The organism is Listeria tempestatis, from assembly GCF_963575625.1.
Classification (GTDB): Bacteria; Bacillota; Bacilli; order Lactobacillales; family Listeriaceae; genus Listeria; species Listeria tempestatis.
The window spans coordinates 26,485-49,826 of sequence record NZ_CAUYTK010000005.1 but is presented as its reverse complement, the minus strand read 5'-3'; the positions used below and the strand labels follow the sequence as shown (position 1 = coordinate 49,826).

Sequence of the window (23,342 nt, the reverse complement as noted above, 5' to 3'; positions counted from 1 at the left end):
AGATGAAATCACCATGGATTCCAGTATTTTATGATAAAAACGAAAATAAAAATTATTTTTATAATGTAGATGCTAAGAAAATCATTGAAGGGAAGTATTCTACTCAAAATACAGTTGTTACATTACTTTCTGGAACTGTTGGAGTTGTTTTGTATGCGCTTTTTGGGTCATTTATCATAAACATGCCAACAAATTATTTAGTAGGTTTGAGCATTCTACTAGGTATCATTATCAGTGTGTTACTGATTATTTTGATTGATTGTTTTAGTAAGAAAAGAGTCTTTGGGACTCCAATATCCATAGAAAAAGCAGCCTTTTACTTTGAAGAAGGTGAAAAGCAACTTAAAAAAAATCTTAGACTAGGGTTTTGGACTCTTTTGTTGGCTGTAGGGAGCAGCATCGTGCTCTACTTTTCAGATGGAGAGGCAATTTTATTTTTTGCTACAGCTCTTTTTTGGATGTTACCTATTCCGCTGTTTATTTTACAGAGACCCTTCAAAAGAAAAAAAATGTATGCTCTATATAAAAGAAATCAATTACCAATAGAGAAGGGAGAATTTTAAATGGACGAATTGTTACCACTAGGTTCTGTTGTACGTTTGAAAAATGGAAAACAGCAACTCTTAATTATTAGTCGTTTTGCATTATACAATAATCAAGGGATGATAGGCTATTTTGAATATAGCGGATGTCTGTACCCTAATGGACAAACTGATCAAACTTCCTATTTTTTTAATCAAGAGGATATTGAGGAAATTTATTTTACTGGTTATGTCAATGAAGCGGAAATAGCTTTTCGTAAAAAAGTAGATGAAGAGCTAAAAAGAATAGCTTATCCACGGTTTGAACTCATTACGACAGAGAATGAATCACGGACAAACTCTAGAGATTTAATATAGAAGAGTCTGGAACATAATTAAAAAAGAACCGTAAATCAAGCGAAATCCAGTTATTAACATGGATTTACATCCTGATTTTGGTTCTTTTATTTTCATATTTACTTTTGTCCCAGCCGCTTTTAATTCGCCAACTTCACAAATTTATAACTATACGGTGACCCAAAAGCGTGTTTTTGAACGCCAGTTATGTTTTTATTTTGCAGAACTGCCGTTTGATGTTGATAAAGCGGAAGGATTGCTGCATCTTCATCTAATAACACTTTCTCCGAAGCCACAAAGGCATTCCAACGCTTTAACGGCGCATTGGCTAGTTCAGCATCTGTTGACCGGACAAGCTTATCATATTTTTCGCTATGATAGCTCATTGAATTATTGTAGTAATCCGATAAAAATAAACTGCTATACGTCCACGGGTCTTTAAAATCTGGCATCCAAGCAGCTAAAGATAAATCATAATCGCCTGTGCGCGTTAGTTCTGATGCGGCTTTGGCTGGCATCGTTTTAATTTGAATGGTAAGACCAGGTAGGCCTGTTTCAAACTGATTTTTTAAGAAAGCAAAGAGGTTTTTTGTCGTATCTTGGTCATCACCAAGCAGTTCAAGCGTGATTTTATTCGTGCCAAGTTCAGCTTGTGCTTTTTTAAAATAGCTTTTCGCACTTGCTAAATTATAAACTAAATGGTCACCACTATCCGTTCTAAAATCAGCGCCCGTTTCAGGATTTTGGACAAAATCTTTTGGCATCAATCCGTTTGCGGGAAATGAGCCGTCTCCGAGGACATCATTTGTGAGCAGTTCCTTGTCTACAGCAAGATTAAGCGCGTGCCGTAAATTATTATTCGCAAGTGGAGTCGCTTTGCCCCCGCGTTTCTGGTTGATTTTCAAATAGCTAATCAGCGCATCTTTTTCGCTAACAAAATCATCGCGATTTTTAAATTGCTTAGCATACTCACCCGAAAGCGGTGCGCGATCAGCGCTGTTTGTTTCATACAAGTTTACCCCCGCATTAATATCTTTTGCTACATTCACGCCGATTTCATCAATTGCCACATTTTTTTTGTCCCAATAATGCTTATTTTTCGCATAAGTCCAGCTTTTGCTCGTATTTCCGCTCCACTCCTTCATTATGAAAGGCCCGTTGTAGAGCGTGTGCGCCGCATCAGTTCCGTATTTATCACCTGCTTTTTCAACAAAAGCTTCTTTTTGGGGAAAAAATGTCTCAAAAGAAAGCAGTGAAATAAAATATGGAACCGGCTTTTTAAGTTTTATTTGCAAAGTGTGATCGTCCACCGCTTTCGCTGCCAGTTCTGTTGGCGCAAGCTTCCCGTCATTTATCTCTGTCGCGTTTAGTACCGAGTCCTTAAAAAGCGCCGCATACCCTGGAGCCGTTTTTGGATCGACTGCGCGCCGCCACGCATAAACAAAATCGTGAGCCGTAACTTTTGAGCCATCCGACCATTTCGCGTTGTCTTTTAATTTTATCGTATAAGTCATGTGGTCATCGCTAATTTCTGGCATTTCAGCCGCCACGCCTGGTACAAAATTGTCTTTTTCATCTAACGTATATAACCCTTCAAAAACTTGGTTTTGTGCAGTGAAACTCGTGAAATCCTCTTCGTTTGTTGTATTTAAAGTTAGAAGTTCGCTTGTTTCAATAAAACTAACTTTTTTAGTCGCCGCCTCATTAGCAGAACTATTTCCACAAGCTGCAAGCACCAAAAATGATAAAATCGAAAATATAGCAATCCCTTTTTTTATGCGAATCATGCGAAACCCTCCTATTTTCATATGGTTTATTAATTATAAGTATTCCGACAAGATAAGTCAACATTATGTTTTTTTGTAAGAACATACATTCTATGGTATTCTGTAATAGAATGGGGGGTGAACGTGATTGCGACCGTAAAGATATCAGTTCGAAAGCTTGTTGAATTTTTGCTGAAATCAGGGAGCATTGATAGCCGCGGGATAGACCCTTATCGTGCGCAACTTGGAACGAAAATACATCAAGAGCTACAAAATAAAGCGGGTGAAAGTTATCAAAAAGAAGTACCGCTTCAAGTTGAATATGTGTATCAAGATATTCTCTTTCAAGTCGATGGGCGAGCTGACGGGATTATAGAGGAAAAAACGATTGATGAAATTAAGTCCACCTATACGCCTTTTGGAAAAATCGAAGGAGAAGGTGAGGAAGTTCACTGGGCACAGTTAATTTGCTATGGTTATTTTTATGCGAAACAAGAAGGAAAAGAAAATCTCACTTTGCAATTAACCTACTATCATATAGAAGAAGAGCGCGTGACGCGTTTTGAACGCAAAATGAGCTTTGATGAAATGGAAGCCTTTTTTAATGCTTTAGTTGCTGATTATGCGGTTTGGGCGAAACTTCGCCTTGATTTTGAGGCTAAAAGAAATGACTCCTTGCAAAAACTTCAATTTCCGTTTGGAAAATATCGTAAAGGTCAGCGTGAGCTTTCCATTGCGGTTTACCGAACGATTAGTAATCAAGATAAATTGTTTTGTGAAGCCCCAACAGGAATTGGTAAAACCATTTCAACTATTTTTCCAACTTTAAAAGCAATGGGCGAGAAAAAAATTGATAAAATTTTTTATTTAACAGCTAAAACGATTACAAGACAAGTAGCTGAAGACGCGGTGGAAGGATTAAGAAGACAAGAAATAAATTTACGCGCGCTAACAATCACTGCAAAAGATAAAATTTGCTTTTTAGATGAGCGTCGCTGTGAACCAGACTTTTGCCAATACGCAAATGGCTACTATAACCGCATAAATGATGCCTTGATGGACCTTATACGAAATGAACAAACTATTTCCCGGGAAATAGTCGAAAAATATGGACGGAAGTATGTTGTTTGTCCATTTGAATTATCCTTAGATGTGGCTATCTTTTGTGATATGATTATTTGTGATTACAACTACCTTTTTGATCCAACAGTCTATTTAAAACGTTTTTTCTTAGAAAACAAAGAAAACTATGCATTTTTGATTGATGAAGCCCATAATTTAGTTGAACGCGCAAAAGCCATGTATTCAGCTGAGCTCGCTAAACAACAGGTTTTAAATATAAAAAAAAGTTTATCCAAGTCAGATAAAGCTATATATAAGGTGGTAAACGAATTAAATCGAGATTTTATTCAGTTTCGAAAACGATGTGACGAGAAAAAGCACATTTTTATTCAGAAAGAACCCGTAGCAGAGTTTAACGAACACGTCAGTCAGTTTGTTGAAGTTGCTAAAGAATGGCTAGCTGTGAACGCAGATGCAAAAAATCATAGCGAAGTGTTAGAATTGTTTTTTGAAGCGACTCATTATATGAAAATGACGGAATTTTATGCAGAAAATTACAACACACTGATTGAAACAGGTCGAGACACTCGAATAAAGCAAATTTGTATTGACCCTGCAGAAATTTTACGTAAGAAAATGGATTTAGGTGTTGCTAGCATTTTGTTTTCAGGAACGCTAAATCCGTTAGGTTACTACAGCGACGTACTTGGCGGAGAAGAAGATACGAGCAAATTGACATTCCCATCTCCTTTTTCCGAAAAAAAGTTGAAAATTATTTGCCCGACATTTATTAGCACGCGTTATCACGAGCGGGCGTCTAGCTATGAGCGGATTGTTGATTGCATCGAAACGCTTCGGAAGACGAAAACGGGAAATTATATCATGTTTTTCCCTTCCTATGTTTACATGGAGGCTGTTTATGAAAAATATATCAGCCGTTTTCCTAAAGTTTCAGTTGTTAAACAAGCCGCCAATATGACTGAAATTGAGCGAGAAAGCTTTTTAGTAGAGTTTCAGGAACGGGGCGAAATGCTGGGATTTGCGATTTTAGGTGGAATATTTTCAGAAGGCGTTGATTTAAAAGGGGCGCGTTTAATTGGAGTCGGTGTCGTCGGAGTTGGCCTCGCGCAACCATCTGAAGAGCAAAATCTCGTGCGTGACTACTACCAAATGAAGAGAAATCAAGGTTTTCGCTATGCCTATCAAATCCCTGGATTAAATAAAGTCCTTCAAGCGGCTGGGCGTGTAATTAGAAGTGACACCGACCAAGGCGTGGTGCTCTTGCTTGATGACCGCTTTCAAGAAATCAGGTATTTGAGGGAGTTACCAGCCCACTGGCAGAACATATATTTCGCTATGAATCAAAATCAATTGGAAAATGAACTAATCCATTTTTGGAAAAAACAGGAGGAAAATCATGATTAAATTAGTTGCCATCGACATTGATGGAACACTTCTAAATGACAAGCATGAAATCACAGCTGGCGTTAAAAATGCCATTTTAGCCTTGCGCGAAAAAAATGTAAAAGTAGTTTTATGTACGGGTCGTCCACTTTCAGGAATTGAAAAAAGTTTAAAAGAACTTGATTTATTTCATTCAGAAGATGTTGCAATCACGATGAACGGTGCGGTTACGCTAACAACAAAAACACGTGAAGTCATTGTGGAGACGGCGCTTAAAAAAGAAGATTTACAGCGTATTTTTGATTTTTGTAAGCCATTTAAAGCGCACGTCACTTATTTTGATACGAAAAATATGTATGTGCCACATGAAGAGATTTCCATTTTAACTTGCCAAGATTCGCTGCTTCTAAATACAGCACTTTACTATCAGCCCGTTGAAAACTCGGCAGATGATATTCAAATTCCTAAAATTATGTTGCTGGATGAACCTCAAAAAATCGTTGAGGTTATGCAAAATTTATCAGATGAGTTGAAAAATGATTATTATATCGTACGTAGCGTCCCGTACAACCTTGAATTTCTTCATAAAGATGTTAGTAAAGGAGAGGCGTTAAAAAATCTTTCGTCTAAACTTGGGATAGATGCGAGTGAGGTTTTATGTTTAGGCGATGCTGAAAATGATATTTCGATGATGGAATTTGCGGGAACTGCCATTGCAATGGGGAATGCCACGCCATACGTCAAACAATTAGCCACTTTTGTTACAAAAACCAATAATGAAGACGGCGTTCGATATGCATTAGAAAAATTCATTTTTTAATAAAGTAAAAATCACGGGCTAGTGCTCCGTGATTTTAAACTTTATCTTTTAAAACTTCTTTAAGCGAATGATAGGCGGGAATATTAACATTTTGATTGAGCTGTATCATTTGTTGTGCCATTTTGGGCGTGATACCAGATAAGACTAGTTCGATGCCAAGTAGTTTTAAAACGCTAGCTAGATTAAATAGCATTTTAACAAGCGTCATTTCAAAGGTAGTTATGGCAGATAAATCGATACATAAATATTCCACATTCATTTGGCTACAACGTGTTGTTGCAGTTTCCATAAGCTGTTCGGCACGGTCGTGATCAACACGGCCAACTAAAGGTAAGATGGCGATAGAATCGGTGATGGAAATAATGGGCGTGCTAATTTCTGCAATTAAATTTTGTTGTGCATTAAGGTTTTGCATAATTTGTGTGAAATATAAATCGGCGAATTGTTCGTTGATGACATCAAAGGCGTAGTTTATAGAATGAATGGCTTCTGAGTATTGCTTTTTTGAAATTGAATCGGTGGCAATCGCGAATGTTCCTGTCCATTTTAAAAATTGGTAGCGCAGTTTATCCAAAGTCATGAGTACTTCAGGTAGTGGCACTTCATTTTCCATGCGACGTTTGTACATGTGGTCGAGCCATTTTGCGAGTGAGTTTTTAAACTTTTTTTCATCTGGGTTAAAAAAATCAATAATCAAACTCGCGGTTTGTTTGCTATCTGCGCGTAATTCTTCTTTGTATAGCGGCGCGTACACGAAACTTGTATATGGCTTTTTCATGGAGTAGATGGAATCAAGCCAGTCCGAAATCATATCAGATGTACGTGCGCGCAAAAAATCAGCAATATTTTTTGGTGATTCTTGCATGTGTATGCCCCCTTTGCATATATCCGCTGTTCTTCTTCATTCTATTCCGAAAACGCCTACTTGTCTATCATAAGTGATGTAAACCTAACTTTTTTCAAGAAAACAAAAAAATTACACGAAATTTTGACTGTCATGTTATAATAGGAAAGAATGAACTTGAAAGGGAGATTTTTGTGGGACTACAAGATGAATTACGTACTTTGCAGCCTGTTGTTATGGATCTTTTTACGCAATCAGTAGCCTCTAATCGCTTATCGCATGGCTATTTGTTTGCTGGGGCAAAAGGTACTGGAAAAAAACAAATGGCGCTTTGGCTTGCAAAAAGTTTGTTTTGCTTAGAGCAGACAAACGAGTCGCTTGTTTGCGGGAAATGTGTTAATTGTACCCGAATCGAAAATCACAACCATCCAGATGTTCATTTTTTAGAACCTGACGGACTTAGCATTAAAATTGACCAAGTGCGTGAGCTAAAAATGGAGCTCACAAAACGTGGTATGGAATCTGATAAGAAAGTGCTCATTATTGAAGAAGCTGATAAAATGACACTTCAAGCGGCGAATAGTCTTCTTAAATTTATTGAAGAACCTGAGCCGGGGATGTTGCTTTTATTTTTAACGGAAAACCAAGGTCAGATTTTACCAACTATATCTTCACGTTTGCAGCCCGTCCAATTTAAAGAATTAAACTTCAACCAGCTTGTAGAACGGCTTGTTGTTGCGGGGATTGCAGAACAGAAAGCACGAATATACGCAAGTTTAACTGGAAGTATCGAAGAAGCGATGCATTTTGAAGAAGATGAATTTTTCGCAGATGCAAGAGCTGCCGCTGTAAAATTATATGAGGGCTTATATCATTCAGGGCCTAATCCACTTATTTTTATTCAGGAAACATGGATGCCGTTATTTAAGGAAAAAGAGAATCTTAAAACGGGGCTAGATTTATTCATGCTTCTGCTCCGAGATGTGCTACATATTGCGCTTTCTTCGGAATATCAACCCATTTGCGTGGGACAAAAAGACATGCTAAAAAATGATGCACTTAAATTTTCACTAACGAAAATTACCGGTGACATCGAACTTATTTTAAGTGCTAAAACAAAACTGGATTCAAATATGAGTCCACAACTTTTGATGGAGCAACTTGTATTGAAAGTTCAGGGAGGTCATCCAATTGATTAAAATTGTAGGTGTCAGATTTAAAGACGCTGGTAAAATATACTATTTTTCGCCTGGTGATTTAGAAATCAAGGAAGGGCAAGGAGTCATCGTCGAAAATGCGCAAGGAATTGAATTCGGACACGCTGTCATCGAGCCTAGACTTGTCGATGAGGAAGATGTCGTTTTGCCGCTTAAAAATGTTGTGCGAATCGCAACAAAAGCGGACTACAAATGTGTAGCAGAAAACCATGAATCGTGTAGCGAGGCATTCGGTCTTTGCTCGGAAAAAATTAAGGAACACGAAATTGATATGAACTTAGTTGACGTTGATTATACGTTTGACCGAAATAAAATTATTTTTTATTTCACAGCAGAAGGTCGAGTCGATTTCCGTGAACTCGTGAAAGATTTAGCTTCTGTATTTAGAACGCGCATTGAGTTACGCCAAATTGGTGTGCGCGATGAAGCAAAATTGCTTGGCGGGATTGGCCCTTGTGGACGCATGCTTTGCTGTTCCACCTTTCTAGGTGATTTTGAGCCCGTATCAATTAAAATGGCAAAAGATCAAAATTTATCACTTAACCCTACAAAAATCTCAGGGCTATGTGGACGATTAATGTGTTGTTTGAAATATGAAAATGATGAATATGAAGTTGCAAAACGAGAAATGCCAGATGTCGGAACGGTCATCACAACACCAGAAGGAACTGAAGCGAAGGTAACAGGCATTAACTTGTTACAGCGTCTTTTACAGGTGCGCATGCCAGAAGAAGAAACGATTCTTGAATACGCACTAGATGAAATCCGTCCGTTTAACTCATTTCTAGCAAAGTCTTGAGGTGGAAATAATGGAAAAAAAAGCACTTTTTGATTCAGTAAGCAACATGGAAGAACAAATTGGCGAACTTTATCAACAGCTTGGCGAACTAAAAACAAGCCTAGCCCAAATGATAGAAGAAAATAACCGCCTAGAATTCGAAAATGATCTTTTGCGAAAACGTCAAGGTGAGTCGAGCGGAAAACTACAAGACTCACACGAAAAAGGAATTATGGCAAAAGAACGTAAAGAAGCGATGCAACAAATGATTGAACAAAATGCAGGGCACGAAAACCTAGTGAAACTCTATAAAGAAGGGTTCCACGTCTGCAATGTTCACTTTGGTAGCCCGCGAGGAAATGATGAAGATTGCTTATTTTGTCTTTCATTGTTAAATAAAAAGTAAACACGGCCTTTCTCTCGGAAAACGGGGAGAGGTCTTTTCTAAGGAGATGAAACGATTGTTAAGAGATGACGAACGACTTGATTATTTACTTGCTGAAGAAATGCGAATTATCCAAAGCCCATCCGTCTTTTCATTTTCTCTTGACGCCGTTTTACTAGCCCATTTTACATATATTCCACGCAAAAAAGGCGATATTGTTGACCTTTGTAGTGGCAACGGTATTATTCCGCTCCTTTTAAGTAAGCACACAGAAGTACCCATCACAGCTGTTGAAATTCAACCGCGGCTAGCCGATATGGCACGTCGAAGCGTTTCATATAATCGTTTAGCTGACCAAATTACGATTTTAGAGGCTGACTTGCGTGAGGTTACAAAAACTCTTGGTAAGGAAAAACATCAAATTGTGACATGTAATCCGCCGTATTTTAACACGCCCCCGTCTAGTAAGGTAAACGCCAACGAACATTACAAAATTGCGCGTCATGAAGTCATGTGCACCCTTAGAGACACTATCCAAGTGAGTGCAGAGCTTTTGCGCCAAGGCGGCAAAGCTAGTTTTGTTCACCGCCCCGAACGCCTCGTTGAAATAGTGGATTTTATGCGGGAATATCGCCTAGAACCGAAGCGCGTGCAATTTGTTCATCCGCATTTGGACCGCGATGCGAATATGGTTCTTGTTGAAGGGATAAAGGACGCGAAATCTGGCGTGCGCTATTTGCCGCCCATTTTTGTGCACGAGAAAAACGGCGATTACACCCCGCTTTTAAAGGAGATTTTATATGGCGAAGGCAAGTGAACATTTTTTCTACGTACTAAAATGTAATGATGACACGTTTTATGGCGGCTATACGACTGATGTTTTGCGCCGCGAAGCCGAACATAATGCTGGCATTCGTTGTAAATACACCAAAACAAGGCGCCCCGTCAAAGTCATTCACACGGAGAAATTTTTAACCAGAAGTGAGGCTACTAAAGCGGAAGCCGCGTTTAAAAAATTGTCGCGGAAGCAAAAGGAAATTTATTTGAAGGAGGGGGAAACGGATGAAATCACAGAAAAGTTTTGAGCGGGAGAGCGGCGCGCTTTATTTGGTGCCAACGCCAATTGGGAACTTGGAGGATATGACTTTTCGTGCGGTTCGCATGCTAAAAGAAGCCGATTTAATTGCCGCTGAAGATACGCGAAATACGATTAAGCTCCTTAACCATTTTGACATCCACACAAAAATGGTGAGCTACCACCAATATAGTGAGCTAAATCGCCAAAATGAACTAGTTGCCCAAATTGCATCCGGCATGAAAATCGCGCTCGTGAGTGACGCCGGAATGCCATCAATTTCCGATCCCGGTCACGAACTTGTTAAGGCGTGCCTTGCCGAAAGTTTAACCGTCATTCCGCTCCCCGGAGCAAATGCTGCTTTAACCGCGCTAATCGCATCAGGCCTTGCCCCGCAACCATTTTATTTTTACGGTTTCCTGCCAAGGCAAAATAAAGAACGAAAAGAAGCGCTCATGGAACTAGCAGAACGCATGGAAACATGGATTTTATACGAATCGCCTCACCGCCTCAAAGAAACGCTCAAAGGAATATTAAAAGCCACTGGTGAATCGCGCAAAATCACGCTCTGCAGAGAACTCACAAAACGCTACGAAGAATTTCTCCGCGGCACCGTGCTAGAAGCTCTCTCTTGGGCTGAAAACGAGAATGTCCGCGGCGAATTTTGTTTAATCATTGAAGGAAATGAAAATCCTACGCCAGCAAACGTCGCCTGGTGGAGCGATTTAACCATTAAAGCGCATGTTGAAAGTGTGATGACAGAACAGAACTTATCTTCCAAAGAAGCCATTAAAGTGGTCATGAAAGAACGCGAATTACCAAAACGTGAAGTATACGGAGCATACCATGAGCTAGATAAAAAAAGTGAGTGAGGTGAAGTTACGAATGGACAATCTCATTCCAAAACATAAAAATGATTTTTCGGCAATAAATGCTCTAAAAAAATTAGATGATGCGCAATTTAAAGAAATTGGAATGCCCATTTTAGAATGGCTGCAAGATGTAAACTGGCCGATTTCAAAAGAAATTCTGGACCTTGTCGTGAAACATCAAAGCGTTATGACAGACCCCATTTTGACGGTCTTAGACGGCAGTGATGAATGGTGGAAATATAGCATCATAACGCTTGTACTTCCTAAGCTGGAAAAAGAAACAATTCAAGCGCTGTTACCAAAATTGTACGCCATGAGCGAAGAACCAACTACAGATGAAAAGGAAATTGAGGTTTTTCAGGAAGTGCGTGACTTTTTATATGATCAAGGTTATTTGAAAATGGAAAAAGAAGTCTCAGAATTAATTTTTAAGCTCTGGAACGAAAGAAGACTCCCGTATATTGATGGCTTGTTGCTCCAAGATGGGAAATATTTTGCTAATATTCGGCGTCTAGAAAAGCTGGAAAATACGCATCTCCTCTATTCTTATTTGCCAAACATAGAAAAATACCAAGATTTTTTTGGTGAAATCGATATTTTCAAAACAGTGAATGAGGGGAAATATACGGTATATTGCGGCGATGCAAGCCACGGCAGTTTCGGCTATATTCTTGTTTTGGATGAAAATAAAGAATTTAATTGGCTTCTATTCGATGACATCAACCCAATTGTTGATATAAGAGTGGAAGATGGGAACATATATGGCATAAACAATTGCGACGAAGTCTTTATTCTCCCTCTCAAAAACCCTGCGAACTATAAAATTGTATCTCCAAATTAAACAACCAGTAAGTCAAGCGGCTCATTTGAAGCTTAACTTACTGGTTGTTTTTTATGTGTTTAAGATTCGTGAAGTGCGGTCTGGAAGGCGTTTTTTGCCGTATTTTTCGTTTGAATCACAAGTTTTTCGACATCGCTTTCCAAATAAATAACTTCAATGACTTTTCCTGGTTGAACCTGGTCGAGTGCTTCATTAAACACCGTTTTTTCAACAGTGATGCTTTTTTTACTGTCATCTTTTAGTGTAACTTCAAGATCTAGTGAAACATCAACTTTAGCTGCTGACATGCTGTTTAGTGGGCGCATCCCAATTACGGTGGCATAACTTCTAACTCCCTCTCTGCCAATTTTAACTGCTTCAGCATCCATAAACCCTTGTTTTATCCCAAATTCTTCAAATAAGCTTTGCATTTCATTTTGCGAGAGCGTAGGATCCCCGTTTTTTGGAAGTCCAACTTTTTGCGCATCGTTCGTGACAACAGGGATTGTAGCGCCGATTTGGAACGCGGATAATTGTGTGAGAGGGACAATTGTTGTCACTTCCCCTTGGAAATTCTCTCCAGAACTTTTAATAACGTCCAGCTGAATGGTAACTTGGGGTTGTTCATTCACATAAGTACCAGTTTGTGTGATATTACGAATAATCCCTAAAGCAGCCTCCCCGTTTTTCACCCTCGTGCTACTGAGTCCGAAAACGGAAAGAAGCATAGAACAAACTATTAGCGCTACTCCGCCGTAGATTCCAATTCTAAACAAAGAACTATCAATTGCGGTGCTTAAATCGCTGCTACTTAGTAAGAAGATATAAATCATGGTTCCAATAATTGATAATGTTCCAAGTGCTGATAATAATCGAGATAATTTTTTCATTTTTTTCTCCTAACTTTCTTTTAATAGATAAACAATTTTTTTATACATATCTGAAGACTTTTTGTACTGCCTTTTTTTCTCGGCGCAAATACCAAGCGTTTCATAAAGTGGAACTAAGCGCTCGATAATTGGGTTGGCCTCAAAATACGTAACAGCTGTCTCTGCTTCTTGCTCAGCTGTTTGATAGTCGCCATTTGTAATCGCAAGCATAGCTTTATAAAAACGTAACGCATAACGTTGATCGCGATTTTTAGGTGACTTTTCGATGTCTTCGATTAACAGAGCTAGCTGGTCAAATTGTTTCCCAAGTAAAGCAATATCTGCCTTGTAGATTTTTATTAAAGTAAAAAAAGCATCTTGGACTTCTGAAGACTGTTGTAAAAATGCATTAAAACGGTCACTTTCAGCTTCAGCCTCAACTAACTTTTTTGCTTTAATAAGCATGACAATTCGATTGTTAAAAATAGTAATGAGGTAGCTTCCCTTTACCTGAGTGTCCAAATGAACTATATTTTCTTCGGCTTTTGATAAACAAATAAGAGCCTCATCCAAAAAACCTAGATAAAAATAATAGCTACTTTGTAAAACATAAAAACTTGGGAGATGATGGTTTAAATTCTTTAGCTGGATTTGTTGGATCGCTTCATCTAAACTTTTCTTCGCTACTTCGAATTTTCCAAGAGTAAGTAAAATTTCCACTTCTATTTTTTTCACAGCAAGAAAAGGTTCAACGTCCTCAGCGAGTAATGGAAGAAGCAAAATACAATATTGATAAGCAAGTTCAAAATCATTTTTAGATTTAAAAACCTGGATTTTATAAAAATAAAACGCTTTTTTTAATGGACTTGGAAGTTCTTTAATTTTATCGTCCGAAAACGCCTTTAAATAAAAGTTCAGGTAGTCTTTATGCAAAGAAGCGTAATTTTTATGGTCCTCTATTGACTGATAATAACAGGCAGACATGAGTCTAGAAGTCAATTCAATCACAAATGAATTTGAATAATTCGGCAATGTTGTGACATATGTTTTGTCAACATCTATTGAAACAATCATCTGGTTCACAATATCATTTGCGCCTTTTAAGATATGGTTAGAAACATCTTCGGCTTTTAACAGATAATCGGCAGTTACCCCAAGCTTTAGAGCGAATTTAGATGCTAAATCTTCAGCGAGAATATAGCGTCCTTTTAAAATGTTTGAAAAATGAGGCAGGGTGATCAGTCCGCTCACAAGTTCCTTTCTCGACATCCCCTTTTTTTCGAGTAAAAAATTAATTCTTTCTTTAAGCATTTTCCCCCTCCTTGTTAAGTCATTTGATTGTCATAGGTATACTTTAGCACAATAGAAACCACAAATATAGTTGGTAAAGGCAATGCAAAAAAAAAAGTCGTTTCAGGCGATGAAGGATATATTTTTAAACTTTGTTTTGTAACAATGTATAGATTAAGACAAATTTTTGCCATTAAAGTAGTGTTTAATTCGATTAGAACTGTAAAGAATAAGAGGAAAACCTTTAAATAATACACTAATAATTCCTAGCTTATAGCGTATTAATACGCAATACACTAAAGCTAGAATCAGTTTTTAGCTGTGATAAAAAGCGGTATACAATGTGGTTCGCTTTGATACACTATAATTGGCACAAAACTTGCTTTATATTAACTGGATGCTCTTCGTTAAAAAGGAGTGCATTTAAGAATATTAAAATAGACAGAAACGAAAACACATATTCAACCCACTTAGACATTAAATTGTCTATTTTAAACAAAATATTTCACTTAGGAGGTAAAAGAATGGTAGGAATTATCCTTGCAACCCACGGAGAATTTGCTTCTGGCGTCTTGCAATCTGGTACGATGATTTTTGGAGAACAAGAAAATGTTCAAGCAATTACGCTCATGCCAAATGAAGGTCCAGATGACGTAAGAGCAAAAATGGAAGCTGCGATTGCAACGTTTGATAACCAAGATCAAGTATTAATTTTAGTTGATCTTTGGGGAGGCACTCCGTTTAATCAAGCAAATAACTTGTTTGAAGCACATGCTGATTCGTGGGCAATTGTAGCCGGTCTTAACTTGCCGATGCTTATCGAAGCCTTTGCATCACGCTTTACAATGGAATCTGCGCAAGAAATTGCAGCACATATTATTGGGAGCGGTAAAGAAGGAATTCGTGTGAAACCAGAAGAATTAGAACCTGCAGAAGCTGCACCTGTGGATACGGCAGAACAAACAGGAGGACAAATGGCACCGGGAACAGTTGTTGGTGATGGGAAAATAAAATTTGTTTTAGCTCGTGTAGACTCTCGTTTATTACACGGACAAGTGGCGACAGCTTGGACAAAATCAACCCAACCAAATCGCATTATTGTTGTGTCGGATGCGGTTTCAAAAGACGACCTTCGTAAAAAATTAATCGAGCAAGCGGCACCGCCAGGCGTTAAGGCGAACGTTATTCCGGTAGATAAAATGATTGAAGTTGCAAAAGATACTCGTTTTGGAAATACAAAAGCACTTTTATTATTTGAAAATCCAGAAGATGTATTACGAGCTGTTGAAGGCGGAGTAGACATCGAGGAAGTAAATGTTGGCTCTATGGCACACTCTGTTGGAAAAGTTGTGGTAAGTAAAGTGCTTTCAATGGGACCAGAAGATGTGGAAGCATTTGATAAGCTAAAAGAAAAAGGTATTAAATTCGATGTTCGTAAAGTTCCAAACGATTCTAGTGCGAACATGGATGAAATTATTAAAAAAGCAAAAGCAGAATTAAAAGGGTAATCGAATAAATTCAAAAATAGGAGGTACGTTATGACTATTATATCAATGATTTTAGTAATAATCGTTGCATTTATAGCGGGTATTGAAGGGATTTTGGATGAATTTCAATTTCATCAACCTTTAGTAGCGTGTACATTAATTGGTTTAGTAACAGGAAACTTAACTGCCTGCATTATCCTCGGCGGTACACTTCAAATGATCGCACTTGGATGGGCAAATATCGGAGCAGCGGTTGCACCGGATGCAGCACTTGCGTCAGTAGCATCAGCAATTATTTTAGTTTTAGGTGGACAAGGTGTAGCAGGTATTCCGTCCGCAATCGCAATTGCTATTCCACTTGCGGTAGCAGGTCTTTTCTTAACAATGATCGTTCGTACTTTAGCAGTACCAATTGTTCATATGATGGATAGAGCGGCTGAAAAGGGACATATGAGGCAGGTTGAATGGCTCCATGTATCGGCAATCTGTATGCAAGGTCTACGTATCGCAATTCCAGCAGCAGCGCTTTTATTCATTCCAGCTGCTACTGTACAAAATTTCCTAGAATCAATGCCAGCTTGGTTAACAGATGGTATGGCAATTGGTGGGGGAATGGTCGTTGCCGTTGGTTATGCACTTGTAATCAATATGATGGCAACGAAAGAAGTATGGCCATTCTTTGTTATCGGTTTTGTTGTTGCAGCAATTTCCGAGTTAACGCTAATCGCTCTAGGAGCATTAGGTGTTGCATTAGCACTTATTTACCTACAACTTTCTAAAATGAGTGGTGGTAACTCTAACGGCGGAGGCAAAGGGAATTCGAGTGATCCGCTCGGGGATATATTAAACGACTATTAAACCTAAAAAAGGAGGAGAATAAAAAATGGCTGAAAAAGTTGAATTAACGAAACGAGACCGCCTGAAAGTAGCATGGCGCTCTACGTTTATTCAAGGTTCTTGGAACTATGAACGTATGCAAAATGGTGGCTGGGTATTCTCAATGCTTCCAGCGATTAAAAAATTATATAAATCTAAAGATGACCGTTCTGAAGCAATGAAACGTCACTTAGAATTCTTTAACACGCATCCATATATCGCTTCGCCAATTCTTGGGGTAACTCTTGCGCTAGAAGAAGAACGTGCGAACGGAGCAGAAGTTGATGATGTTGCCATTCAAGGGGTAAAAGTTGGTATGATGGGACCACTTGCTGGTGTTGGTGACCCAGTATTCTGGTTCACATTACGTCCAATGTTAGGTGCCTTAGGTGCTTCCCTTGCTCTAAGTGGAAACATTCTTGGTCCAATTATTTTCTTTGTTGCTTGGAACATTATTCGTTGGGGATTCATGTGGTATACGCAAGAGTTTGCTTATAAAGCGGGTTCTAAAATTACGGATGACCTTTCTGGCGGACTACTTCAAGATATTACAAAAGGTGCTTCAATACTCGGTATGTTCGTGCTCGCCGCATTGGTACAGAGGTGGGTCAATATTCAATTCGCGCCAATCATCTCTAAAGTTAAATTAGATGAAGGTGCATATATTGACTGGAATCATTTACCAGCAGGTGCACAAGGGATTAAAACAGCTCTTGAGCAACAAAATGCCGGTTTAGCACTTTCGGAAATAAAAGTTACAACTTTACAAAACAACTTGGATAGTTTGATTCCAGGACTTGCTGCTTTAGCACTTACATTCTTATGTATGTGGTTGCTTAAGAAGAAAGTTAGCCCAATTATCATCATCCTAGGTTTATTCGTAGTCGGTGTAGTTGGACACGTTATCGGACTTTTCTAAAACGGAAACAGTTAAAGTGGTTGGTTCCCGCCAACCACTTTCTTCTAAATAGTCTGGTATAATTAATGTCAAAGTAAAAAGAAACGGAGCGGATATATTTGGTTCAGTCGATAAATACAAAGGTAGATTTAACAATTGATGCTACTGCTTTTACAGGGCTCACGGATTACGGGAAAATCATGATAGGCGATAAAGGTTTTGAATTTTTTAATTCAAGAGACGTGCGCAAGTTTATTCAAATTCCGTGGGAAGAAGTCGACCAAGTCATTGTTTCAGTCATGTTAAAAGGGAAGTGGATTCCCCGCTATGCGATTAAAACGAAGCAAAACGGCACATACACTTTTTCTTCTAAAAAGCCAAAAGATGCCTTACGAGCAATACGCGTATACGTCGATCCAGCCAATATGACACCCTCTATTAGCTTTTTTGATGTTATTAAAAGTGCTTTCCAAAACATTATTCATAGACGGAAGAAAAAGTAATTTGAAAAAGGAGCTTGGATACCCAAGCTCCTTTTTCATTTATCAAACTGACGTTTAATTTCTGCAATCAATTGATTCGCGCCTTCTTCACTAAGCGTGAGCTTGCCGCTTAAAAAATGTTTATTTTCAGAAGAAACCTTGCCTGTAACGTCGCATTCAAAACCAGCAGTATACTTCTTGAAAATAATCGCATTGTCATCAATGAAAATTTCCATTTGATCCCGTACTTTTATATCAAGTGTGCGCCTAATCTCAATTGGAATAACAATACGACCTAAATCATCAATTTTTCGAACAATTCCAGTGGATTTCATTGGGTTACACCTTCCTTTAATTCTAAATGTCTATCTAAACTTTACCCGCTTTAAATAAAAATATATCAATCCGCCTTTTTTAAAAAAGAATTTGCGGTTTTTTTATTGCTAGCTACCATTCGAAATGAGTATCCGTTATAATAAGAAGAAGTATAAAAATTCGGGTTAAAAGGGGGAGCGGAAGTTTGAACATTTTGATTGCACTAATTCCAGCATTTTTGTGGGGGATTATGCCACTTGTCATTACTAAGGTTGGAGGAACAGCGCGCCAGCAAACAATGGGAGTCACACTCGGTGCGTTCGTATTTGCACTAATTGTGTTTGCGTTTAGACAACCTGAATACACCGTTCAAACGCTTGTCGTAAGTTTTTTTACAGGGTGTTTATGGTCTGTTGGTCAAATGTTTCAGTTGCAGTCGTTTAAAATTATTGGTGTTTCAAAGGCGATGCCAATTTCAACTGGGATGCAACTTGTTGGGACAACACTTTTTGGCGTACTATTATTTCATGAGTGGGACACGACACTGCGCCTTGTTTTAGGGTTTTCGGCGTTAATTCTCATCATTGGTGGAATTTTTTTAACTTCTTATGCCGAGGGACAAGTGGACGAGGAGAAATCGCTTAGTCGCGGATTAATCCTTCTGACGATTTCATCGCTAGGTTATATCGGTTATGTGGTGATTATTCAAGGTTTTCATATCAATGGTTTTGATGCCATTTTACCGCAGGCTGCTGGTATGGTGCTATCTGCTTTTGTCATGACGTATAACGGAAGAGAGAAGCGTTTTACAAAACGAACGTGGCTCATTATGATTCCGGGAATGATTTGGGCTGGCGGAAACCTTGCGATGCTTTATGCAAACGGACTTGTTGGCGTTGCAACCGGATTCTCCTTATCTCAACTAGGCGTCGTGATTTCAACGCTAGGCGGAATTTTACTTTTAGGAGAAAAGAAAACGAAAAAAGAAATGGCGTTTGTTATTACAGGCGTGATTCTCGTCGTAATTGGCGGCGTTTTGATTGGTGTTACAAAAGGTATCTAAAAATCGACACATGGATATGCTATAATATAACGGAATCGTTTAGAATTTTAGGAGGGGAAAGGGTTGCCGAAAGAAAAAAATACATTTTATATTACAACGCCCATTTATTATCCAAGCGGAAAAGCGCATATCGGGCATGCGTACACAACCGTTGCAGGAGATGCGATGGCGCGTTATAAACGCTTAAGGGGATTTGACGTTTTTTATTTAACAGGTACAGACGAGCACGGACAAAAAATTCAAGCGAAAGCCGAAGAACAAGGGATTTCAGAACAGGCATATGTGGATGAAATCGCCAGCGGTTTTAAAGGGCTTTGGGAGAAATTAGAAATCACAAATACGGATTTTATTCGCACCACTGAATCGCGTCACAAAATGGGTGTGGAAAAAATCTTCCAAAAATTAGTAGATCAAGGCGATATTTATTTAGGGGAATATGAAGGTTGGTATTCCGTATCTGATGAAGAATATTTTACAGAAACACAACTTGAAGAAGTTTATCGCGATGAAAACGGCAAAGTCATTGGCGGAAAAGCCCCAAGCGGGAATGAAGTGGAGCTCGTTAAAGAAGAATCCTATTTCTTCCGCATGAGTAAATACGCAGACCGTTTAGTAGACTATTACAATTCGCATCCTGAATTCATTTTGCCAGAATCGCGTAAAAATGAAATGCTTAAAAACTTTATTGAGCCAGGTCTTGAAGACTTAGCTGTTTCTCGTACAACATTCGATTGGGGAATTAAAGTGCCTGGAAATCCAAAACACGTGGTTTACGTATGGATTGATGCGCTTTCCAATTATATTACCGCACTCGGGTATGGCTCAAATGACGACTCAAAATTCCAAAAATACTGGCCGGCAGACGTACATATCGTCGGAAAAGAAATTGTTCGTTTCCATACCATTTACTGGCCAATCATTTTAATGGCGCTCGATTTGCCACTCCCTAAAATGATTTTTGGACACGGCTGGATTTTAATGAAAGATGGCAAAATGTCCAAATCAAAAGGCAATGTCGTAGATCCTTACATGCTCATCGATCGCTACGGACTAGATGCCGTGCGCTATTACCTTCTTCGTGAAGTCCCGTTTGGCTCAGACGGTTTATTCACACCAGAAGATTTTGTCGACCGCATCAATTATGATCTCGCAAATGACCTAGGAAACCTCTTAAATCGCACGGTTGCCATGATTAATAAATATTTTGATGGCGAAATTCCTAGCTATTCTGGGAAAATTACCGAGTTTGATGAATCGCTTCTTGCATTCAAAGATGCGGTCGTGAAAGAATATGAGGCAAACATGGACCGCATGCAGTTTTCAGTTGCGCTGCGCGAACTTTGGTCTTATGTATCGCGGACGAATAAATATATCGATGAAACCGCGCCTTGGGTTTTAGCGAAAGAGGAAACGAAACGGGCGGAACTAGGTAGCGTCATGGTACATCTTGCGGAAAGCTTGCGTATCATTGCCGTATTATTAAAACCATTTTTAACAAAAGCGCCTGAAGCCATTTTAGAGCAACTTGGCTTAGATAAAAACCAAAATTTCGACTCACTTGTTGGATTCGGACACATTCCAGCAGGTACAAAAGTAGTCGCAAAAGGCACGCCAATCTTCCCGCGCCTAGAAGCAGCGGAAGAAGTAACTTATATCCAGGAACAAATGAAAAAAACGCAACCAGTCACCGCGGCTGAAGAAAAAGAAGCGGAAATCGCTCCGTTTGAAACCCCAGAAATCGGCATTGAAGACTTCGATAAACTTGATCTTCGTGTGGCGGAAGTGAAACAGGTGGAAAAGGTGAAAAAAGCCGACAAATTGCTGTGCTTCCAGCTTGATTTAGGCGAAGGTAAACTCCGTCAAGTGCTATCAGGCATTGCTCAGTTTTACGCACCAGAAGACCTAATAGGCAAAAAAGTCATTGTCGTCGCTAATCTTAAACCGGTCAAACTACGCGGACTAATGAGTGAAGGCATGATTTTATCCGGCGAATCTGGCGGCAAACTAAGTGTCATCGAAGCCCCAAGCGGTCTACCAAACGGCGCGAAAGTGAAATAGTGACACACGTCTGTTAAAAGCATAGAAAGAAGTGTAAAGTATGTTAAATTTTAATACTATTTTTACTTTCGACGATTCAGTTTATACGATAATGGTCTATGGAGCTATGCTGCTTGTTATTGCAGCTATAGCATATGGCATCAATTTTTTGGTAAAAAGAACAAAATAGTTCTGTTTTTGGAATTTTCATGTGTGTCATAATACAATCATATTAACGAATTGCAGCATGTAATATTTTTGCTGTATAAGAAAACCCCTGAATCCACTGGATTCGGGGGTTTTCTGCTCATTTATTTTGCAGATGGCGCAATCCCTTTCACAAGGAGCTCCGTCCATTCCTCCGTATAAGGCAAAATGCGTTCATAAATTGCTGGGCTGGAAATGCCTTCCACAAGCGCTTGAAAATAAAGAATTAAGAACTCGTCTGAATACTTCAAGTCCACTTTACCCTCTTTCCGCCCGCGGTGAAATAAATCTAGCATCATATTAAAACTTTGCTTCGTATATTCCTCCATAATTCGCGTCATACCGTCGTCCTCTTTTTCGGTGAAGTACGCCATTAAATCCAAATAAAACTGCTTATTTACTTTGTCTAAAAAAAGAATTTTATTTTGGCTCATCATAATGATGGTCTCTTCAAACGGTTTATTTTGCGCCATAATCATCTTCGCTGATTCGCCCATTTCATTTAAAAACTGATAGAACACCTCATGAATGATATTTTCCTTGCTACCAAAATATTTAAAAATGGTCGTTTTGCCGACGTTTGCAGATTTTACAATATCATCGACGGTTAAGTTTTTAACGCCAGCTTCTGTATTCATCAAATTGAAAGCTGCTTCCAAAACGCTTTTTTTCTTTTCTTCAGTGCGTTTTTCGAAACCATTCATTTTAATCCCTACTTTCTCAAAAGTTTAAAGTCTATTTTAAAGTTCATAATTATTTTCTCTTCTATTATATATAAACCTTATAGAAACTTCAATAAAAAAATAGTTCATAAAATCATTGACTTCTGGATTAAATGGGTCTATTATAGGACTCATAAATCTTATTTAGTTTTAAATAAAGGTGAAAAACTAAAAATAAGAACGATTGTTTAACATTTAGTTCTTAATTAAAAAGTTTAAAACTGTAGTTTAAAAGGGAATGAGAAGAATAATAAAATGCGTCAAAAAAGGAGTCTAGTGTTATGACTGAAATTATGAAAGTACGAGGATTGCAAAAAAAATTCGGGAAATTCCAAGCGTTAGAGGATGTTACATTTACTGTTGGCGCTGGTGAAGTTGTTGGTTTTATCGGACCAAATGGTGCAGGAAAGTCGACGACAATTCGCACAATTCTTGGAATCATTAAGCGGGACGCCGGCGAAGTTACCGTTTTTGATTTAGACGTTTGGAAAGATAGTCTTGAAATCCATAAGCGAATTTCATATGTACCTGGCGATGTTGCACTTTGGGGCAGCTTGACGGGCGGAGAAATTATTGATTTGTTTATGAAACTTCATGGCGGCGGTGACAAAGCCAAACGTGATCATTTAATCAAACGTTTTGAACTTGATCCTAAAAAGAAAGCAAAGAGCTATTCAAAGGGAAATCGTCAAAAAGTTGGCTTGATTGCTGCGCTTTCTGTTGAGTCCGACTTGTATATTTTTGATGAGCCAACTTCTGGACTGGATCCACTCATGGAGTCGGTTTTCCAAGATGAAGTAGAAAAAATTAAACATGCGGGAAAAGCGATTCTACTCTCTTCTCATATTTTGAGTGAGGTAGAACGTTTGGCTGATAAAGTTGTGATTATTCGCCAAGGAAATGTTGTGGAAACGGGTACGCTTGATGAACTGCGCCATTTAACGCGTTCAACAATTACGGTTGTGACAGAAGGTGATGCTCGTGAACTTGCGAATGTGGAAGGTGTACATGATTTTACGCAGAATGAAAATAAAGCCACTTTTTCTGCCGACAACCAACATATTAATACGATTTTATTAGCGGCTTCTAAACTAGGTGTCAAAAAATTTGAATCTGTACCTCCTACGCTTGAAGATCTATTCATGCGTCACTATGAAGGTTAGGCGATGGGACTG

Annotated in this window: 24 protein-coding genes; 18 read left to right on the top strand and 6 right to left on the bottom strand. The window is 38.7% G+C overall.

All coding sequences use genetic code 11. The features are described 5' to 3' along the window. Nucleotides 1-2: 2 nt before the first annotated feature. Both R8923_RS08485 and R8923_RS08480 read left to right on the top strand, forming a co-directional pair. Nucleotides 3-563 (top strand): hypothetical protein, encoded by a 561-nt coding sequence (locus R8923_RS08485; RefSeq protein ID WP_485872346.1) that lies wholly within the window; start codon nucleotides 3-5, stop codon nucleotides 561-563. After that, nucleotides 564-899, top strand: coding sequence for a DUF4176 domain-containing protein (locus R8923_RS08480; protein ID WP_485872345.1), 336 nt, complete (start codon nucleotides 564-566; stop codon nucleotides 897-899). A 119-nt stretch (nucleotides 900-1,018) separates the two neighbouring features. Here the strand turns inward: R8923_RS08480 and R8923_RS08475 are convergent, their stop codons facing one another. Next, a complete protein-coding gene (locus R8923_RS08475; RefSeq protein WP_485872344.1) occupies nucleotides 1,019-2,665 on the bottom strand; it encodes a peptide ABC transporter substrate-binding protein in 1,647 nt (548 codons plus the stop codon). Nucleotides 2,666-2,791: 126 nt separating this feature from the next. On the opposite strand from R8923_RS08475, the gene R8923_RS08470 reads away from it, so the two are divergent. After that, a complete protein-coding gene (locus tag R8923_RS08470; RefSeq protein ID WP_485872430.1) occupies nucleotides 2,792-5,131 on the top strand; it encodes an ATP-dependent DNA helicase in 2,340 nt (779 codons plus the stop codon). After that, on the top strand, nucleotides 5,124-5,930 hold the full coding sequence (gene yidA / locus R8923_RS08465) for a sugar-phosphatase (protein WP_485872343.1): 807 nt from the start codon (nucleotides 5,124-5,126) through the stop codon (nucleotides 5,928-5,930). The genes R8923_RS08470 and yidA overlap by 8 nt, the downstream gene beginning before the upstream one ends. A 34-nt stretch (nucleotides 5,931-5,964) precedes the next feature. Here yidA and R8923_RS08460 read toward each other — a convergent pair whose 3' ends face one another. Next, nucleotides 5,965-6,795: an STAS domain-containing protein gene (locus R8923_RS08460; RefSeq protein ID WP_485872342.1), complete on the bottom strand. Its 831-nt coding sequence runs from the start codon at nucleotides 6,793-6,795 to the stop codon at nucleotides 5,965-5,967. 173 nt (nucleotides 6,796-6,968) lie between these two features. Between R8923_RS08460 and holB the strand changes: the two genes are divergently transcribed. The 7 genes from holB to R8923_RS08425 are packed head-to-tail and all read left to right on the top strand — an operon-like array spanning nucleotide 6,969 to nucleotide 11,942. Then, nucleotides 6,969-7,973: a DNA polymerase III subunit delta' gene (gene holB / locus R8923_RS08455; RefSeq protein WP_485872341.1), complete on the top strand. Its 1,005-nt coding sequence runs from the start codon at nucleotides 6,969-6,971 to the stop codon at nucleotides 7,971-7,973. Then, complete coding sequence (locus tag R8923_RS08450) at nucleotides 7,966-8,790, top strand: PSP1 domain-containing protein (RefSeq protein WP_485872340.1); 825 nt, start codon at nucleotides 7,966-7,968, stop codon at nucleotides 8,788-8,790. Before holB ends, R8923_RS08450 begins: the two co-directional genes overlap by 8 nt. Nucleotides 8,791-8,800: 10 nt before the next feature. Beyond that, entirely contained in the window at nucleotides 8,801-9,175 is a 375-nt protein-coding gene (locus tag R8923_RS08445; RefSeq protein WP_485872339.1) for an initiation-control protein YabA, read from the top strand. 46 nt (nucleotides 9,176-9,221) lie between these two features. Then, nucleotides 9,222-9,971, top strand: a complete 750-nt coding sequence (locus R8923_RS08440) for a tRNA1(Val) (adenine(37)-N6)-methyltransferase (protein ID WP_485872338.1) — start codon at nucleotides 9,222-9,224, stop codon at nucleotides 9,969-9,971. Continuing rightward, a complete protein-coding gene (locus R8923_RS08435; RefSeq protein ID WP_485872337.1) occupies nucleotides 9,955-10,239 on the top strand; it encodes a GIY-YIG nuclease family protein in 285 nt (94 codons plus the stop codon). Before R8923_RS08440 ends, R8923_RS08435 begins: the two co-directional genes overlap by 17 nt. Beyond that, a complete protein-coding gene (gene rsmI / locus R8923_RS08430; protein ID WP_485872336.1) occupies nucleotides 10,217-11,101 on the top strand; it encodes a 16S rRNA (cytidine(1402)-2'-O)-methyltransferase in 885 nt (294 codons plus the stop codon). Before R8923_RS08435 ends, rsmI begins: the two co-directional genes overlap by 23 nt. Nucleotides 11,102-11,114: 13 nt before the next feature. Next, nucleotides 11,115-11,942 carry a DUF5071 domain-containing protein gene (locus R8923_RS08425; protein WP_485872335.1) on the top strand — a complete coding sequence of 276 codons (828 nt, stop codon included), beginning with the start codon at nucleotides 11,115-11,117 and terminating at the stop codon, nucleotides 11,940-11,942. A gap of 59 nt (nucleotides 11,943-12,001) precedes the next feature. Here the strand turns inward: R8923_RS08425 and R8923_RS08420 are convergent, their stop codons facing one another. Together R8923_RS08420 and R8923_RS08415 are read right to left on the bottom strand one after the other, a co-directional pair. Further along, entirely contained in the window at nucleotides 12,002-12,811 is an 810-nt protein-coding gene (locus tag R8923_RS08420) for a hypothetical protein (RefSeq protein ID WP_485872334.1), read from the bottom strand. A gap of 9 nt (nucleotides 12,812-12,820) precedes the next feature. Beyond that, the gene (locus R8923_RS08415; protein ID WP_485872333.1) at nucleotides 12,821-14,101 is read right to left on the bottom strand and encodes a helix-turn-helix domain-containing protein; all 1,281 of its coding nucleotides are present in this window, start codon (nucleotides 14,099-14,101) and stop codon (nucleotides 12,821-12,823) included. Nucleotides 14,102-14,604: 503 nt separating this feature from the next. Here R8923_RS08415 and R8923_RS08410 point away from each other — a divergent pair. From R8923_RS08410 to R8923_RS08395, 4 genes are all read left to right on the top strand, one after another. Beyond that, on the top strand, nucleotides 14,605-15,588 hold the full coding sequence (locus R8923_RS08410; RefSeq protein ID WP_485872332.1) for a mannose/fructose/sorbose PTS transporter subunit IIA: 984 nt from the start codon (nucleotides 14,605-14,607) through the stop codon (nucleotides 15,586-15,588). 30 nt (nucleotides 15,589-15,618) lie between these two features. Further along, on the top strand, nucleotides 15,619-16,425 hold the full coding sequence (locus R8923_RS08405; protein WP_485872331.1) for a PTS mannose/fructose/sorbose transporter subunit IIC: 807 nt from the start codon (nucleotides 15,619-15,621) through the stop codon (nucleotides 16,423-16,425). A gap of 25 nt (nucleotides 16,426-16,450) precedes the next feature. After that, entirely contained in the window at nucleotides 16,451-17,362 is a 912-nt protein-coding gene (locus R8923_RS08400; protein ID WP_485872330.1) for a PTS system mannose/fructose/sorbose family transporter subunit IID, read from the top strand. A gap of 98 nt (nucleotides 17,363-17,460) precedes the next feature. Continuing rightward, complete coding sequence (locus tag R8923_RS08395) at nucleotides 17,461-17,844, top strand: DUF956 family protein (protein ID WP_485872329.1); 384 nt, start codon at nucleotides 17,461-17,463, stop codon at nucleotides 17,842-17,844. A 35-nt stretch (nucleotides 17,845-17,879) separates the two neighbouring features. Here R8923_RS08395 and R8923_RS08390 read toward each other — a convergent pair whose 3' ends face one another. Then, complete coding sequence (locus R8923_RS08390; RefSeq protein WP_485872328.1) at nucleotides 17,880-18,158, bottom strand: AbrB/MazE/SpoVT family DNA-binding domain-containing protein; 279 nt, start codon at nucleotides 18,156-18,158, stop codon at nucleotides 17,880-17,882. Between the two features lie 185 nt (nucleotides 18,159-18,343). Between R8923_RS08390 and R8923_RS08385 the strand changes: the two genes are divergently transcribed. After that, entirely contained in the window at nucleotides 18,344-19,201 is an 858-nt protein-coding gene (locus R8923_RS08385) for a GRP family sugar transporter (protein ID WP_485872327.1), read from the top strand. Between the two features lie 63 nt (nucleotides 19,202-19,264). Continuing rightward, complete coding sequence (gene metG / locus R8923_RS08380) at nucleotides 19,265-21,259, top strand: methionine--tRNA ligase (protein ID WP_485872326.1); 1,995 nt, start codon at nucleotides 19,265-19,267, stop codon at nucleotides 21,257-21,259. A 290-nt stretch (nucleotides 21,260-21,549) separates the two neighbouring features. On the opposite strand, the gene R8923_RS08375 is transcribed toward metG, so the two are convergent. Then, nucleotides 21,550-22,149, bottom strand: a complete 600-nt coding sequence (locus tag R8923_RS08375; protein WP_485872325.1) for a TetR/AcrR family transcriptional regulator — start codon at nucleotides 22,147-22,149, stop codon at nucleotides 21,550-21,552. A 299-nt stretch (nucleotides 22,150-22,448) separates the two neighbouring features. On the opposite strand from R8923_RS08375, the gene R8923_RS08370 reads away from it, so the two are divergent. Beyond that, nucleotides 22,449-23,330 (top strand): ABC transporter ATP-binding protein, encoded by an 882-nt coding sequence (locus tag R8923_RS08370; RefSeq protein ID WP_485872324.1) that lies wholly within the window; start codon nucleotides 22,449-22,451, stop codon nucleotides 23,328-23,330. The last annotated feature ends 12 nt before the right edge of the window (nucleotides 23,331-23,342 follow it).

Coding starts and splice junctions, on each gene's coding strand:
- R8923_RS08415 (WP_485872333.1), bottom strand. CDS start 14,101: ATGCTTAAAGAAAGAATTAATTTTTTACTCGAAAAAAAGGGGATGTCG.
- R8923_RS08425 (WP_485872335.1), top strand. CDS start 11,115: ATGGACAATCTCATTCCAAAACATAAAAATGATTTTTCGGCAATAAAT.
- R8923_RS08370 (WP_485872324.1), top strand. CDS start 22,449: ATGACTGAAATTATGAAAGTACGAGGATTGCAAAAAAAATTCGGGAAA.
- R8923_RS08480 (WP_485872345.1), top strand. CDS start 564: ATGGACGAATTGTTACCACTAGGTTCTGTTGTACGTTTGAAAAATGGA.
- R8923_RS08420 (WP_485872334.1), bottom strand. CDS start 12,811: ATGAAAAAATTATCTCGATTATTATCAGCACTTGGAACATTATCAATT.
- R8923_RS08485 (WP_485872346.1), top strand. CDS start 3: ATGAAATCACCATGGATTCCAGTATTTTATGATAAAAACGAAAATAAA.
- yidA (WP_485872343.1), top strand. CDS start 5,124: ATGATTAAATTAGTTGCCATCGACATTGATGGAACACTTCTAAATGAC.
- rsmI (WP_485872336.1), top strand. CDS start 10,217: ATGAAATCACAGAAAAGTTTTGAGCGGGAGAGCGGCGCGCTTTATTTG.
- R8923_RS08435 (WP_485872337.1), top strand. CDS start 9,955: ATGGCGAAGGCAAGTGAACATTTTTTCTACGTACTAAAATGTAATGAT.
- R8923_RS08400 (WP_485872330.1), top strand. CDS start 16,451: ATGGCTGAAAAAGTTGAATTAACGAAACGAGACCGCCTGAAAGTAGCA.
- R8923_RS08445 (WP_485872339.1), top strand. CDS start 8,801: ATGGAAAAAAAAGCACTTTTTGATTCAGTAAGCAACATGGAAGAACAA.
- R8923_RS08440 (WP_485872338.1), top strand. CDS start 9,222: ATGAAACGATTGTTAAGAGATGACGAACGACTTGATTATTTACTTGCT.
- R8923_RS08410 (WP_485872332.1), top strand. CDS start 14,605: ATGGTAGGAATTATCCTTGCAACCCACGGAGAATTTGCTTCTGGCGTC.
- R8923_RS08390 (WP_485872328.1), bottom strand. CDS start 18,158: ATGAAATCCACTGGAATTGTTCGAAAAATTGATGATTTAGGTCGTATT.
- R8923_RS08475 (WP_485872344.1), bottom strand. CDS start 2,665: ATGATTCGCATAAAAAAAGGGATTGCTATATTTTCGATTTTATCATTT.
- R8923_RS08460 (WP_485872342.1), bottom strand. CDS start 6,795: ATGCAAGAATCACCAAAAAATATTGCTGATTTTTTGCGCGCACGTACA.
- R8923_RS08405 (WP_485872331.1), top strand. CDS start 15,619: ATGACTATTATATCAATGATTTTAGTAATAATCGTTGCATTTATAGCG.
- R8923_RS08375 (WP_485872325.1), bottom strand. CDS start 22,149: ATGAATGGTTTCGAAAAACGCACTGAAGAAAAGAAAAAAAGCGTTTTG.